Source organism: Phenylobacterium sp. (assembly GCF_030698145.1).
Lineage (GTDB): Bacteria > Pseudomonadota > Alphaproteobacteria > Caulobacterales > Caulobacteraceae > Phenylobacterium.
Genome location: NZ_JAUYNW010000127.1, coordinates 1 through 13,380, shown reverse-complemented (window position 1 = coordinate 13,380; position 13,380 = coordinate 1). Strand labels below are relative to the sequence as shown.

Sequence of the window (13,380 nt, the reverse complement as noted above, 5' to 3'; positions counted from 1 at the left end):
GTCGAGCTTCGTCGACGGCCTGCGGGTCACCGACGAGGCCACCATGGAGGTCGCCGAGATGGTGCTGTCGGGCGCCATCAACAAGGAGATCGCCAACTGGATCACGCTCGCCGGCGCCGAGGCCGACGTGCGCGGCGTGGGCCTGTCGGGCAAGGACGCCCGGCTGATCACGGTGGAGAAGGCCGTCCGCACCAAGAAGGACCCTGACAGCCAGATCGAACAGGCCGTCGACCTGGGCTTCGTGGGCGAGCCGACGGTCATCGATCCCAAGCTGATCGAGGCCTTGATCTACGCCGACGAGGACTATGTCCCGGTGATCGCCCCCATCGGCACCTCGGTGGAGGGGATGACCTACAACATCAACGCCGACACCGTGGCCGGCGCCCTGGCCGGGGCGCTGAACGCCAAGCGCATGCTGCTGCTCACCGACGTGCGCGGCGTGCTGGACGCCAAGGGCGACCTCATCCGCCAGATGACCGTCGCCGAGGCCCGCGCCGCCATCGACAGCGGTGTGGCCACCGGCGGCATGATCCCCAAGCTGGAGACCGCCATCGCCGCGGTGGAATCCGGCGTCGAGGCCGTGGTCATCCTGGACGGCCGCCGGCCCCACGCCATGCTGGTGGAGCTGTTCACGGAGCACGGCTCGGGCACGCTCATCTGCGCATGACCGCCGACCTCACCCACATCGACACCTGGCTCTTCGACCTGGACAACACCCTCTATCCTGAGGAGTCCGGGTTCATGGGCTCGGTCGAGGGGCGAATGACCGACTTCGTCGCCAAGGTCTCGGGCCTGCCCCGCGACCAGGCCTATGTCCTGCAGAAGAAATACCTGGCCGAGCATGGCCTGACGCTGAAGGGCCTGATGCTGAACCACGGCGTCGATCCAGCCGATTTCCACGCCCTGTTTCACGATCTCTCGCTGGAGGTCCTGGCCCAGGATCCCGACCTGCTGGCGGCCCTGGCCCACCTGCCCGGCCGCCGGTTCATCTTCACCAACGCCGACGACAAGCACGCAGAGCGGGTCATGGCCCACCTGGGGCTGGCCGGCCTGTTCGACGATGTCTTCCACATCCATTCGTTCGGTTTCGCGCCCAAGCCCGATCCCCTGGGGTTCCAGCGGATGATCGACGCCCATGGCATCGATCCCGGGACCACCGCCTTCTTCGAGGACAGCGAGCGCAACCTGAAGCCCGCCGCCGACCTCGGCATGACCACGGTCCTCGTCGGCCCTCGCGCCGCCGCCTCCACCGCCCCCTACGTCCACCACCGCACCGCCAAGCTCGCGCCCTTCCTCACCGGGGCCCGCCTGAAGGAAGCCGCCTGATGTCCGATTTGAAGCCCGTGATCGAAGCCGCCTGGGACGCCCGGGATGAGGTCAACACCGCCACCCAGGGCGCCGTCCGCGAAGCCGTGGAGGAGACCCTGAACCAGCTCGACGCCGGGACCCTGCGCGTCGCCACCCGCGGCGCCGACGGGGTCTGGACCACCCACCAGTGGGCCAAGCAGGCGATCCTGCTGTCCTTCCGCCTCAACGCCAACAAGCTGGTCGAGGCCGACGCGCCGGGCCCCTACTGGGACAAGGTGCCGTCCAAGTTCACCGGCTGGGACGCCGCTCGCTTCGAGGCCGCCGGCTTCCGCGCGGTCCCCGGCTGCGTGGTGCGCCGCGGCGCCTTCCTGGCCCGCAACGTGGTGCTGACTCCGTCCTTCGTGAACATCGGCGCCTATGTCGACGAGGGGACCATGGTCGACACCTGGGCCACGGTCGGCTCCTGCGCCCAGATCGGCAAGAACGTGCACCTGTCCGGCGGCGCGGGCATCGGCGGGGTCCTGGAGCCCCTGCAGGCCAACCCCACCATCATCGAGGACAACTGCTTCATCGGCGCCCGCTCCGAAGTGGCCGAAGGCGTCATCGTCCGCGAGGGCAGCGTGCTGTCCATGGGCACCTTCATCACCTCGACCACCCGCATCATCGACCGCAAGACCGGCGAGGTCTTCATGGGCGAGGTGCCGCCCTATTCGGTGATCATGCCGGGCTCCATGCCCAGCCCATTCGGCGAAGGCCTGCCCTCGATCAACTGCGCGGTCATCGTCAAGACCGTGGACGAACGGACCCGCTCCAAGACCTCGATCAACGAACTGCTGCGGGAGTAGCGTCCTCCCAGATGCTCCCCTCCTGGGGGAGCTGTCACCGCAGGTGACTAAGGGGGACTTTGACTCTTGTTGGTGGGCTGCAACCCCCTCCGTCACGTCGCCGAAAGAGGCGACGCGCCACCGTGATGAGCGCCGGCTCGCGCTTGCGAGCCGGATGCGATCGACAACGATTTGTCGATCGCCGCGAAGAACGCCCTTCGCCTCGCGAAGGGCGGGGCCCCAAACCGCGCTGCGCGCTGGGGGAGGATCTGACGGTCAATAGGGCGTACCGTCCTTGTGGACGTAACCGGAGCTGCCGGCGGGCGCTTCAAGGTCGACGTCGGGATAGTGGCAGGCCGAGCCCGGCCGCCGCGAGCCGATCTCCAGCACCACCGCCACGCGGCCGCTGCGGTTCTGCAGGTGGTGGCCGTTCGGCGCGTCACGGGGAAAGCCTGCGAAGTCGCCGGCGACCAGCACCGTCTCGCCGCCGTCCTCCACCAGCACGACCTCGCCCTCGACGATCATCACGAACTCGTCCTCCTCCTCGTGCCAGTGGCGCTGGGCCGACCATTGGCCGGGCGGCAGCCGCAGCAGGCTGACCCCGAAATCGGTCAGGCCAACGGCGTTTCCCAGCTTGGTGCGGCTGATCTGGGCGCACATGAGGTTGAGCGGCGGGGGGTAGCTGTCCCCGTGCTTGGTGAGCGCGGCGGTGAGGTCGACCTTCGGCATGCGCAGGTTCCGTTTGCGATTGGGCCGCCGGAACCGTAAAGCGCGCCCATGTCGCTCGCCATCGATCCCGTCGCCCTCACCCAGGAATTGATCCGCCGCCCGTCGGTGACCCCCGCCGACGAGGGGGCCATGGACATCGTCCAGCGCACCCTGGAGAGCCTGGGCTTCGCCTGCCGGCGCATGAGGTTCGGCGAGATCGAGAACCTCTACGCCCGCTTCGGGACCGCCCGGCCCAACCTCTGCTTCGCCGGCCACACCGACGTGGTGCCGGTGGGCGACGCCCAGGCCTGGAGCCGCGAGGCTTTCGCCGCCGAGATCGTCGACGGCATGCTGATCGGGCGCGGCGCGGTCGACATGAAGAGCGCGGTCGCCGCCTTCGCCGCCGCCGCCGCCAAGGCCATCGCCGCGGGCCAGGTGAAGGGCTCGCTGTCCTTCCTGATCACCGGCGACGAGGAGGGCGTGGCCACCCACGGCACCCGGATGGTCGTAGAGGCGCTGAAGGCGCAGGGCGAGATCCTCGACCATTGCGTGGTGGGCGAACCGTCCAGCGCCGAGACCTTCGGCGACATGATCAAGATCGGCCGGCGCGGCTCGATCAACACCTGGATCACCGTCGACGGCAGGCAGGGCCACGTGGCCTATCCCCAGCGGGCGGCCAACCCGATCCCAGTGTTGATCGAGCTGCTCGCCCGCTTGCAGAACCATGTGCTCGACGAGGGCTACAACGGCTTCCAGCCATCGAACCTGGAAGTCACCACGGTCGATGTCGGCAACGGCGCGACCAATGTCATCCCGGCCCAGGCCAAGGCGCGGCTGAACATCCGCTTCAACCCCGCCCACAAGGGCGCGGACCTCGCCGGCTGGATCGCGCGGGAGGCCGCCGCCCTGGACATCGACTTCGCCGGGACCATCAAGGTCGAGCCGGTGATCAGCGGCGAGGCCTTCCTCACCGCGCCGGGACCGTTCACCGACCTGGTGGCCGCCGCCGTGGCCGACGTGGCCGGCCGCGCGCCCGAGCTCTCCACCACCGGCGGCACCTCAGACGCCCGCTTCATCCGCGACCTCTGCCCGGTGGTCGAGCTCGGCCTGGTGGGGACCACCATGCACGCCGTCGACGAACGCGCGCCGGTCGAGGAGATCCACAAGCTCCAGGCGGTCTATGAGCGCCTGATCGCCCGCTATTTCGAGGCGTTCGGCGCGTAGTCCACGCCGGTCAGATAAAGCCCGTCGGCCGGGGCGACGGGACCGCAGGCGGCGCGGTCGCGGGCCTCCAGGGCGGCCTTCAGGTCGCTGGCGCTCCAGCGCCCGATCCCCACCTCGACGATGGACCCGGTCAGGGACCGTACTTGGCGGTGCAGGAAGGATCGCGCCTCGAAGACCAGCCGGACCTCCTCGCCATCCCGGCTCACCCGGGCCACGTCGAGGGTCTTTTCCGGCGACTTCGCCTGGCAGTGGATGTGGCGGAACGTCGTGAAGTCGTGGTGTCCGACCAGGGCCTGGGCCGCCTCGTGCATCGCCTGGGCGTCCAGCGGCTTGGCCACGTGCCAGACCCGGCCCTGGTCGAGCCCCGGCGGTGCGCGGCGGTTGAGGATCCGGTAGAGATAGCGCCGCCCGGTCGCCGAGAACCGCGCGTGCCAGTCGTCCGGCGCGACCTGCGCCTCCAGCACCACGATGGGTTGGGGCCGCAGATGGGCGTTCAAGGCGTCGCGCACCACCTCGGCCCGCCAGTCCTTGGCCAGGTCGATGTGGATCACCTGTCCGGTGGCGTGGACCCCGGTGTCGGTGCGTCCGGCCGCGTGGACGCGCAGCGTCTCGCCGCAGAAGGCCTCCACCGCGCGCTCGATGGAAACCTGCACTGAAGGCAGGTCGTCCTGGGCCTGGAAGCCGCGATAGGGCCGGCCGTCATACTCGATGGTGAGCCGGTAGCGGGGCATCAGCCCAGCACCACGCCAGGCGCGACCGGGCGGCCACGCAGGAAGGTCGCCGCGTCCTGGGGCCCCTTGCCCTCGCGCTGCACGCGCAGCAGGCGCACCGCGCCCTCGCCGCAGGCCACCAGCAGGGCGTCGTCCAGCACCGTGCCCGGCGCGCCCTCGGCGTCCTCGCGCTGGGACAGCAGGGCCTTCACACGGACCGGGCCCCGCTCGGTGGGCAGTTCGAACCAGGCGCCGGGAAAGGGCGATAGGCCGCGAATCTTGCGATCCACCTCGGCGGCCGGCCTGGTCCAGCGGATGCGCGCCTCCTTGGGGCGGATCTTCTTAGCGTAGGTCTCGCCCTCCGCCGGCTGGGGCTCGGCCCGGGCCTCGCCGCGTTCGACGGCGGCCATCGTGCGGGCAAGCAGCGCCGCGCCGACCTCCGCCAGGCGGTCGTGCAGGGTCCCGGCGGTCTCCAGGGCGTCGATGCGCAGTGTCTCCGAGGCCAGGACCGGCCCCTCGTCCAGGCCTTCGGTCATCTGCATGACCTCGGCCCCGGTCAACTTGTCGCCGGCCATGATCGCCCGCTGGATCGGGGCGGCGCCCCGCCATCGCGGCAACAGCGAGGCGTGCAGGTTGAAACAGCCCAGGCGCGGCGCGTCGAGCACCTCGCGCGGCAGGATCTGGCCGAAGGCCACCACCACCCCGGCGTCGAGGCCGAGGGCCGCGAAGGCCTCGATCTCGGCCGCGTCGCGCATGGAGGCCGGGGTGCGCACTGGGATGCCGTGTTGCTCCGCATAGGCCTGCACCGCAGAAGACTTCAGTTCCTGGCCCCGGCCGCGCGGCGCGGGGGGCTGGGAATAGACGCAGGCGACATCGTGCCCGGCCTCGACCAGGGCGTTCAGGGCGGCGACGGCGAAGTCGGGGGTTCCGAGGAAGGCGATACGCATTGACGCTCGTTTAGCGGCGTGGCGGAGTTTTAGGAACCAGGCGCAAGCTTGGCCGTTCCTCTGAACGCCGGGATAGGGAAACCACACGTCATGCGCACGCTACTGACCGCCGCGGCCATCGCCGCGATCCTGGGCCTCGCCGCCTGCTCGCCCGCCGAGAAGGCCGACGCCCAGGCCGCCGCCGACAAGGTCGCCGCCGAAACCAAGGAGGCCGCCAGCACCGTGGCGGCCGAGACCAAGGACTTCGCCACCAGCCCCGAGGTGAAAGCCGCAGGGACCGAGATCAAGGACGCGGCCAAGGACGCCGGAACCATGGCCAAGGAAGCCGCCAAGGACGCCGCCGGCGAAGCCAAGCAGGCGATCCACTCGGCCACGGCGCCGACGCCGGCCGAGAAGGCCGCCCAGGACCACGACGGGCACTGACGATCCGTACGCTCGTTGCGATGCGTCACCTTCGCGGGCAAGGTCCTGGCTAGTTTCGGACGAGCGGGCCCTTGATCATTCACCTGAACGGCTACCCGGGCGTTGGAAAACTCACGGTCGGGCGCATCCTCGCCCAGCGGCTGAATGGGCGTTTGCTCGACAACCACGCGATCTACGATGTCGCCTTCGCACTGGCGGACTTTCGCTCGCCAAGCTGGGACTTGCTCGCACGCGGCGTTCGCGATGTAGCCTTCAATGGTGTGGAGGCCCTGCCGCTCGACGTTCCTGTCGTGACGACAAACGCCTGTAGCGACTCCGACTGGGGTCGGGAGATGTGGCAGGCGATGCTGGATATGGCCGTCCGTCGCGGCTCGAAATTCCTTGTCGTGTCTATGGCCTGCTCACCCGAGGAAAACGCCCGGCGCGTGCAGTCCGAGGGACGCGGTCGAGGTGGGAAGATGACCGATCCGATTGCGCTTCAGGCATATCGGAAGAATTGGGCGCTATTGGACACTGGCGGCGACGCGCTGCTGCGCCTCGACTGCACGCAGCTGTCGGCCGAGGCCGCAGCCCTGGCGATACTTGATTGGCTCGCCTCGTATCGCCAGGCGGAGATACCGACTGGGATTAGGCCGCGCGGGCCTGTTTCTTGACCTTGGCCACGGCCCGGTCGCGCTTCAGGCGCGAGAGGTAGTCGATGAACAGCACGCCTTCGAGGTGGTCCATCTCGTGCTGGATGCAGACGGCGAACAGGCCCTCGGCGTCCTCGACCACTTCCTCGCCCGAATAATTCAGGTATTTCAGCTTCACCCGGGCGGGGCGCTCGACCTCGTCGAAGATGTCGGGGATCGACAGGCAGCCCTCCTCGTAGGGAAGGGTCTCCTCCGAGGTCCAGAGAATTTCCGGGTTCACGAAAAAGCGCGGCGCCTTCTCCTCGTCGGGTCCCGCGATGTCCATGACGATGACCCGCTTGGCCACGCCCACCTGGATCGCGGCCAGGCCGATGCCGGGGGCTTCGTACATGGTCTCGAGCATGTCATCCATGAGCGCGCGCAACGCGTCGTCGACCTTCTCCACAGGCTGGGAGACCCGTTTCAGGACCGGATCGGGGACAACAAGGATTTCGCGTAAGGCCATGAGAACGCAGGTAGGTCAGCGACCCTTGGCCGTCAAGGCGGTGACTTGCCCCGCCTCGTCAGGGTCGAACTCGCTGGCCAGCTTGGTCAGCGCGCGGACGCCGCCGTCGACGGGGGTCAGTTCGGGCAGTTCGCGCCCCTCGTGGTCGACCTTCAGGTCCTCGAAGCGCCGGGCCTGGGTCATGACCTGGGTCTCCAGCGAGCCCACGAAGGCGTTGTACTTGCCGACCGCCTGCTCGAGCGCCTTGCCCACCGAGGCGGCGTGGCCGCCCATCACCGACAGGCGCTTGTAGAGCTCGCGCCCCAGCTTGGAGATCTCCTGGGCGTTGGCCGCCTGCTCCTCGACCCGCCAGCCGTAGACCACGGCCTTGCAGAGGGCGAACAGGGTGGTGGGCGTCACCACCAGCACCCGGCGGTCCATGGCCTCGGTCATCAGCTCGGGCGCCCGCTCCAGGGCCGCGGCCAGGAAGCTGTCTCCGGGGATGAACATGGCCACGAAATCGGGGGAGCCCTGGTTGAACTGGTCCCAGTAGGCCTTGGCCGACAGGCCCAGCATGTGGGCCCGGACGCTCTGGGCGTGCCGGACATAGGCCGCCTCGCGCACCGTCTCGTCCACCGCGTCCTGGGCGTCGAGAAAGGCGTTCAGCGAACACTTGGCGTCGATCACGAACACCGCCCCGCCCGGCAGGCGCACGGTGACGTCGGGCCGTCGGCGGCCCTCCTCGGTGTCGGTGGAGGTCTGTTCGTCGAAGTCGTAGCGGTTATGCAGGCCCGCGGCCTCCAGGACGTTACGCAGGGTCTGCTCGCCCCAGCGGCCCTGGACCCCGGCCCCGCGGCGCAGGGCGGCCGACAGCTTGCGGGCTTCCGACTGGGTGTCGACCGAGGCCTGCATAAGGGCCGCGATCTGGGCCTTCAGCCCCCCACTCTCCTCGGCCCGGCTTTTCTCGACGGCGACCACCTGTTCCTGGAACTTGGCCAGGCTCTCGGCCACCGGCTTGAGCTGCGCCTCCAGCCTCGCCTGGGCGAGCTGTTCGCGGTTGTGGAAGGTCTCGTCGGCGCGCTTGAGCACCTGTTCGGCGATGGCGCTGGCCGCCTCGCCCTGGAGGAAGGCGGCGTTCTTGGCCCCCTGCTCCTCGATGATCTTCACCCGCACGGCCGCGTCCTGCAGCGACCAGGCGCGCGCCTCGGCCCGGTTGGCCCGCCCGCGCTCCATCAACGCCCAGGCCAGCAAAGGCAGGCCCACGAGCAGCGCGGCGGCGAGGATCAGCAGCAAGGTCTCGAAGTTCATGCTCCGTTCTTTAGTCGGAGTCGGCCAGGATCGCCAGCAGCGCGGTGACGCAGAGGGCCGAGTTCGCCGCGGCCATGGCGGCCATCTCACCGTAGGTCAGGTGACTGTCCTCGCCGGCGAGGTCCGAGAGCGTGCGGATCACATAGAGCGGCCGGCCCCAGGCCTGGGCCACCTGATCCACCGCGCCGGACTCCATGTCGATGGCGTCAGCCCCGAAGTCGGCCCGCAGGCTGTCGCGGGTCGCCGCGCAGTTCAGGAAATAGTCGGCTGTGACAACGCCGCCGAGGCTCACGGGGTGGCCCAGCCGCCCCGCGACCGCCTCGCGCAGCCTCTCCAGGATCGCGCGAACCCTGACGGGGACGGGCGCCAACGCCGTCAGGCGCGGCGCGCCCAGCGGAATCTTGCCCGACAAGGTCGGGGTGAACCTGTTCTGCGCGACCAGGCCGTAGTCGTGGATCGCCAGACCGTCGGCCAGGAGCACCGCGCCGACCGGCAGGTCGGGATTGAGGCCCCCCGCCACGCCCGCGAAGATCAGGGCCTTGGCCTCGAAGGCGCTCAACAGGATCGTGGCGGCCGCGGCGGCATTGACCTTGCCCAGGCCCGCCAGCGCCAGGGCGAAGGCCTCGCCGTCGTGGACTCCGGTCCAGACGCGGCTCGGCCCGAAGACTTGCGGCGTCGGATCGACGGCGAGCCGGGCCCGCAGCGCGGAAAGCTCTTCCGGCGTCGCGCAAAGGATCCCGTACATCGCCTGCTCGCCTCTCGCGCCCACCGTCGCGTGCTAGCATAACGTGGCCAGGAGAGGGCAAGCCGATGATCCGCACCGACCGCCTGATCCTGCGACCCTGGCGCGACGCCGACCTCGACGGCCTCGCCGGCATGCTGGCCGATCCCGAGGTGATGGCCGACTATGGCGGCCCGCTCGACCGTGAGAACGCCGCGCGCAAGCTGGACCGCTATCGAGACGCCTACGAACGGCAGGGCTTCAGCCGCTTCGCCGTGACCGACCCGGACGGCGGGTTCCTCGGCTACGTCGGGATCATGCCGGTCGACAGCGGCCATCCGGTCGGCCCCGGCGTCGAGATCGGCTGGCGGCTGGCGCGCCGCGCCTGGGGCCAGGGCCTGGCCACCGAGGCCGCCCGCGCCAGCCTGGAGGACGGCTTCGCCCGCCACGGCTTCGACGAGGTGCTGAGCTACACCGAGCCCACAAACCTGCGGTCTCAATCGGTCATGCGGAAGCTGAACCTGGAACGTGACGCGGCGCGCGATTTCGAGACCGTCAACGACGGCCACGCCTGGCGCGGCCTGGTCTGGGTCGCGCGGCCCTAGGCCGGACGTCTGGCCCGCATGGCCTGATTGATGGTGCCGTCGTCCAGCCAGTCGAGCTCACCGCCCACCGGCACGCCGCGCGCCAGCATGGTCACTGAGACGCCAGCGCCGGCCAGCCGTTCGGCCAGGTAGTGGGCGGTGGTCTGGCCGTCAACCGTGGCCGGCAGGGCCAGGATCACCTCGCCGATGGCCTCCGCCTCGGCGCGGTGAACCAGCGGCCCGATTTTCAGCGCGTCGGGCCCCACACCGTCCAGGGCCGACAGCAGGCCGCCCAGCACGTGGTAGCGGCCGCGGAAGGCCACCGCCCGCTCCATGGCCCAGAGCGCGCCGACTTCCTCCACCACGCAGATCAGGGAAGCGTCGCGGCTCTGGTCGGAACAGATGGCGCAGGGGTCCTGCGTATCCAGCGAGCCGCAGACCGAGCAGGTGCGCACCCGTTCGGCGGCCTGGGTCAGGGCCTCGTTCAGCGGGACCAGAAGCTGGTCGCGGCGCTTGAGCAGAGCCAGCGCCGCACGCCGGGCCGACCGGGGCCCGAGCCCCGGCAGCTTGGAGAGCAGCGAGATCAGCCGCTCGATCTCGGGTCCGGCGGAAGCGGCCAGGGGATACTCCAGTCAGGCTAGGCGCTCGACGTAAGCGGCGTCAGAATGATTCGATTCAAGCACGGGGCGGGCCGCGAATGAAGGCTGATGAGTTTCCGACGCTCGAAGGTTATCAGCTGGTCGCCCTCGGTGAGGCGGACGTTGCGAACCTGCAGCGCCTGCAAGAGCGATGCGCGGACTTCAAGACGCTGGTCACCGGCGCCGCGCCGGGACCCGAGGCGGCGGCGGAGCTGTTGGCGGCCGCGCCGCCCGGCCTGCCGCTGGAGCGCAAGCAGGTGATCGGCGTGCTGGCTTCAGGCGATCTCGTCGGCGCGATCGACCTGCTGCGCGACTTTCCCGAGGACCGGACTTGGTACCTGGGCTTGATGATGCTCGCGCCGGAGGCCCGGGGAGGCGGCCTGGGCACGCGCCTCTACGGAGCGCTCACCGCCTGGGTCGCCGACTGCGGTGGCGAACGAATCCGTCTGGTGGTCCAGCGGCAGAATCCCCGTGCTCTGGCCTTTTGGACCCGGATGGGCTTCGAGCAGATCGGAACAGCAACTCAGCAGCTCAGCGACTCGGAGCACGAGGTGCTCCGGATGGAACACCGGCTCCCAGTCTAGAACTTCGGCATGCCGGGCAGGCCCATGGCCGCCAGCGGACCGGCGGCCTCGCGCATCAGCTCCGACTGCTGGGCGTCCAGCTTGCGCTTGGCGGCGGCGTGGGCGGCGACCAGCAGGTCGGAGATCACCTCGCCCTCGCCGGGTTGCAGCAGGGTCTCGTCCAGCTCGACCGCCGCCAGTTCGCCGGTGCCCTTCAGGGTCAGCTTGACCATGCCGCCGCCGGAGGTGCCCTCGACAGTGATCTCCGCCAGCCGCGCCTGGGCGTCGGCCAGCTTCTGCTGCATGGCCTGGGCCTGCTTCATCAGGCCGCCCAAATCCTTCATCGAGCTAACTCTTTCATCGATAAATTCTCCTACTCGTCTTCGTCCTCGTCCGGCGCGTCGGTCATCGGCGACGCCTCCGGCACGGGCAGGTTACGCACGCTGACGATCTCGGCCCCGGGGAAGGCGTCCATCACCGCGACGATGAAGGGGTCGGCCTCGATCTGGACGCGGACCTCGCGCTCCTCGCGCTTCTGGCGTTCCCAGGCGCTCTCGGCTCCGCCGCCGCCCTGGGCGGCGATCAGCCAGGGCTGGCCGGTCCATTCCTTCAGGCGGCCCACCAGGCGCTGGGCCAGGTTCACCGGCGCGCCGGGGGCGGGCTCGTATTCCAGGGCGCCGGGCCGGAAGCTGATCGGCCGGACATAGCGTTCGACGTCGAGGCGCAACGCGATGTCGCGCTTCTTCTCGATCAGGGCCAGGACGTCGGCGAAGGACTGCAGGGTCGGAACCGGCTCATTGGTCTGGGGCTGGGCCACCATCCGCGCTTGGGCGTTGACCGAACCGCCGATGCCGGCGGCCGACATGCCGCCGCCGCTTCCGCCGCCACCCGAAGGCGCCGGAGCCGGGCCGCTGCTCGGCAGGGTCTCGCCCGACTGCAGGCGCTTCAGCGCCTCCTCAGGGCCCGGCAGGTCGGCGGCGTAGGCCAGGCGGATGAGGGCCATGTCGCAGGCCGCCGCGGCGTCGGGCGCGCGGCGCACCTCGTCGTGGCTCCGCAGCAGCATCTGCCAGACCCGCGACAGGGTCCCGGCCGAGACCGCCGCCCCGATGGCCGCCAGCCGTCCGGCCTGCTCCTTGGGCATGATCAGGGCCTGGGGCCCGATGGCCTTGGCGACCGCCGCGCCGTGGGCGTGGTCCAGCAGGTCCAGCATCACCTGGTCGGGACCGGCGCCGAAGCCGTAGAGGGTGCGGAAGGTCTCGATGGCCGCGCCGGCCTCGCCGCGCATGGCCTGTTCGAACAGGGTGATGGTCTGGGCCCGGTCGGCCAGGCCCAGCATGTCGCGGATCGAGGCGGCGGTGACCGTCTGGCCCACCTCGGCCTGCACGATGGCTTGGTCGAGCATCGACTGGGCGTCGCGCACCGAGCCCTCGGCGGCGCGGGCGATCAGCAGCAGGCCGTCGGCCTCGACGCGGGAGCCCTCGTTCTCAGCGATCATCTCCAGGTTCTTGACGATGACCTCCGGCTCGACCCGGCGCAGGTCGAACCGCTGGCAGCGCGAGAGGATGGTCACCGGCACCTTGCGGATCTCGGTGGTGGCGAAGATGAACTTGGCGTGCGGCGGCGGCTCTTCCAGCGTCTTCAGCAGGGCGTTGAACGCCGCCGTCGACAACATGTGCACTTCGTCGATGACATAGACTTTGTATCGCGCCTCGACAGGGGCGTAGCGCACCCCGTCCAGCAGCTCGCGCATCTCGTCGACCTTGGTGCGGCTGGCGGCGTCCAGCTCCAGCACGTCCATGTGCCGCCCCTCGATGATCGCCTTGCAGTGGCGGCCGTCGACGGAGAGGTCCAGGCTCGGCTCGTGGACCGTGTCGCTCTCATAGTTCAGCGCCCGGGCCAGCAGGCGGGCCGTGGTCGTCTTGCCGACCCCCCGGACCCCGGTGAGCATGAAGGCGTGGGCGATGCGGCCGGTGGCGAAGGCGTTGCGCAGGGTGCGCACCATCGCCTCCTGTCCGAACAGGTCCTCGAAGGTCCTGGGCCGGTACTTGCGGGCGATGACAGTGTAGGCGGCGCTGCCCGTTAGCTCAAAGGAGCCGGTCTCGGCCTTTAGGATGTGGTTCGCAGGCGGAACCGCAGGCGCGCCGAACATGTCGCTCGTGTCGGGATCGCGTTCGACTGTCTCGGGTTCGTCTTCGTCGGCCATTGGCGCCCGAGGGTAAAGCTTTGGGTGGAGACCGAACGACGACCCGGAGCGAAACTCGTTGCGGCTGCTTCCTTCCGGACCTGACCGGGTTGGCGAGGCGTCC

At 69.8% G+C, this 13,380-nt stretch carries 17 protein-coding genes and 1 other RNA gene; 8 read left to right on the top strand and 10 right to left on the bottom strand.

Translation table 11 applies throughout. From position 1 onward, the window contains the following. The 3 genes from argB to dapD form a co-directional block, all read left to right on the top strand. Positions 1 to 667: acetylglutamate kinase (gene argB / locus Q8Q77_RS18280; RefSeq protein WP_305585237.1), on the top strand; the 667-nt coding region annotated here is incomplete at its 5' end. Then, a complete protein-coding gene (locus Q8Q77_RS18275) occupies positions 664 to 1,326 on the top strand; it encodes a pyrimidine 5'-nucleotidase (protein WP_305585236.1) in 663 nt (220 codons plus the stop codon). The genes argB and Q8Q77_RS18275, both read left to right, overlap by 4 nt. Further along, positions 1,326 to 2,153 carry a 2,3,4,5-tetrahydropyridine-2,6-dicarboxylate N-succinyltransferase gene (gene dapD / locus Q8Q77_RS18270; protein WP_305585235.1) on the top strand — a complete coding sequence of 276 codons (828 nt, stop codon included), beginning with the start codon at positions 1,326 to 1,328 and terminating at the stop codon, positions 2,151 to 2,153. Before Q8Q77_RS18275 ends, dapD begins: the two co-directional genes overlap by 1 nt. Positions 2,154 to 2,408: 255 nt before the next feature. On the opposite strand, the gene Q8Q77_RS18265 is transcribed toward dapD, so the two are convergent. Beyond that, positions 2,409 to 2,861, bottom strand: coding sequence for a cupin domain-containing protein (locus Q8Q77_RS18265; RefSeq protein ID WP_305585234.1), 453 nt, complete (start codon positions 2,859 to 2,861; stop codon positions 2,409 to 2,411). Between the two features lie 48 nt (positions 2,862 to 2,909). Between Q8Q77_RS18265 and dapE the strand changes: the two genes are divergently transcribed. Continuing rightward, on the top strand, positions 2,910 to 4,064 hold the full coding sequence (gene dapE, locus Q8Q77_RS18260) for a succinyl-diaminopimelate desuccinylase (RefSeq protein ID WP_305585233.1): 1,155 nt from the start codon (positions 2,910 to 2,912) through the stop codon (positions 4,062 to 4,064). Here dapE and truA read toward each other — a convergent pair. After that, a complete protein-coding gene (gene truA, locus Q8Q77_RS18255; RefSeq protein WP_305585231.1) occupies positions 4,040 to 4,795 on the bottom strand; it encodes a tRNA pseudouridine(38-40) synthase TruA in 756 nt (251 codons plus the stop codon). The two genes, dapE and truA, sit on opposite strands and share 25 nt — an antisense overlap. Next, positions 4,795 to 5,721, bottom strand: a complete 927-nt coding sequence (gene fmt / locus Q8Q77_RS18250) for a methionyl-tRNA formyltransferase (protein ID WP_305585230.1) — start codon at positions 5,719 to 5,721, stop codon at positions 4,795 to 4,797. Before fmt ends, truA begins: the two co-directional genes overlap by 1 nt. A 90-nt stretch (positions 5,722 to 5,811) precedes the next feature. Here fmt and Q8Q77_RS18245 point away from each other — a divergent pair, with 90 nt between their 5' ends. Beyond that, complete coding sequence (locus tag Q8Q77_RS18245; RefSeq protein WP_305585229.1) at positions 5,812 to 6,144, top strand: hypothetical protein; 333 nt, start codon at positions 5,812 to 5,814, stop codon at positions 6,142 to 6,144. A 71-nt stretch (positions 6,145 to 6,215) separates the two neighbouring features. Then, positions 6,216 to 6,797: an AAA family ATPase gene (locus Q8Q77_RS18240; RefSeq protein ID WP_305585227.1), complete on the top strand. Its 582-nt coding sequence runs from the start codon at positions 6,216 to 6,218 to the stop codon at positions 6,795 to 6,797. On the opposite strand, the gene def is transcribed toward Q8Q77_RS18240, so the two are convergent. From def to mtnN, 3 genes are read right to left on the bottom strand one after another with little or no spacing between them, the layout of a single operon-like run. Continuing rightward, a complete protein-coding gene (gene def / locus Q8Q77_RS18235; RefSeq protein WP_305585226.1) occupies positions 6,772 to 7,281 on the bottom strand; it encodes a peptide deformylase in 510 nt (169 codons plus the stop codon). The two genes, Q8Q77_RS18240 and def, sit on opposite strands and share 26 nt — an antisense overlap. A 15-nt stretch (positions 7,282 to 7,296) precedes the next feature. After that, positions 7,297 to 8,568 (bottom strand): DNA recombination protein RmuC, encoded by a 1,272-nt coding sequence (locus tag Q8Q77_RS18230; RefSeq protein ID WP_305585225.1) that lies wholly within the window; start codon positions 8,566 to 8,568, stop codon positions 7,297 to 7,299. 10 nt (positions 8,569 to 8,578) lie between these two features. Further along, positions 8,579 to 9,313, bottom strand: coding sequence for a 5'-methylthioadenosine/S-adenosylhomocysteine nucleosidase (gene mtnN / locus Q8Q77_RS18225; protein WP_305585224.1), 735 nt, complete (start codon positions 9,311 to 9,313; stop codon positions 8,579 to 8,581). A 65-nt stretch (positions 9,314 to 9,378) separates the two neighbouring features. Between mtnN and Q8Q77_RS18220 the strand changes: the two genes are divergently transcribed. Continuing rightward, entirely contained in the window at positions 9,379 to 9,894 is a 516-nt protein-coding gene (locus tag Q8Q77_RS18220) for a GNAT family N-acetyltransferase (RefSeq protein WP_305585222.1), read from the top strand. On the opposite strand, the gene recR is transcribed toward Q8Q77_RS18220, so the two are convergent. Beyond that, the gene (gene recR / locus Q8Q77_RS18215) at positions 9,891 to 10,493 is read right to left on the bottom strand and encodes a recombination mediator RecR (protein WP_305585238.1); all 603 of its coding nucleotides are present in this window, start codon (positions 10,491 to 10,493) and stop codon (positions 9,891 to 9,893) included. The two genes, Q8Q77_RS18220 and recR, sit on opposite strands and share 4 nt — an antisense overlap. Positions 10,494 to 10,570: 77 nt before the next feature. Between recR and Q8Q77_RS18210 the strand changes: the two genes are divergently transcribed. Further along, positions 10,571 to 11,095, top strand: a complete 525-nt coding sequence (locus Q8Q77_RS18210; RefSeq protein WP_305585220.1) for an N-acetyltransferase — start codon at positions 10,571 to 10,573, stop codon at positions 11,093 to 11,095. On the opposite strand, the gene Q8Q77_RS18205 is transcribed toward Q8Q77_RS18210, so the two are convergent. From Q8Q77_RS18205 to ffs, 3 genes are all read right to left on the bottom strand, one after another. After that, positions 11,092 to 11,418 carry a YbaB/EbfC family nucleoid-associated protein gene (locus Q8Q77_RS18205; RefSeq protein WP_305585218.1) on the bottom strand — a complete coding sequence of 109 codons (327 nt, stop codon included), beginning with the start codon at positions 11,416 to 11,418 and terminating at the stop codon, positions 11,092 to 11,094. The two genes, Q8Q77_RS18210 and Q8Q77_RS18205, sit on opposite strands and share 4 nt — an antisense overlap. A gap of 29 nt (positions 11,419 to 11,447) precedes the next feature. Further along, complete coding sequence (locus Q8Q77_RS18200; protein ID WP_305585217.1) at positions 11,448 to 13,277, bottom strand: DNA polymerase III subunit gamma/tau; 1,830 nt, start codon at positions 13,275 to 13,277, stop codon at positions 11,448 to 11,450. A 22-nt stretch (positions 13,278 to 13,299) separates the two neighbouring features. Next, positions 13,300 to 13,380: signal recognition particle sRNA small type (ffs, locus tag Q8Q77_RS18195), an RNA gene on the bottom strand; the annotation flags it as partial.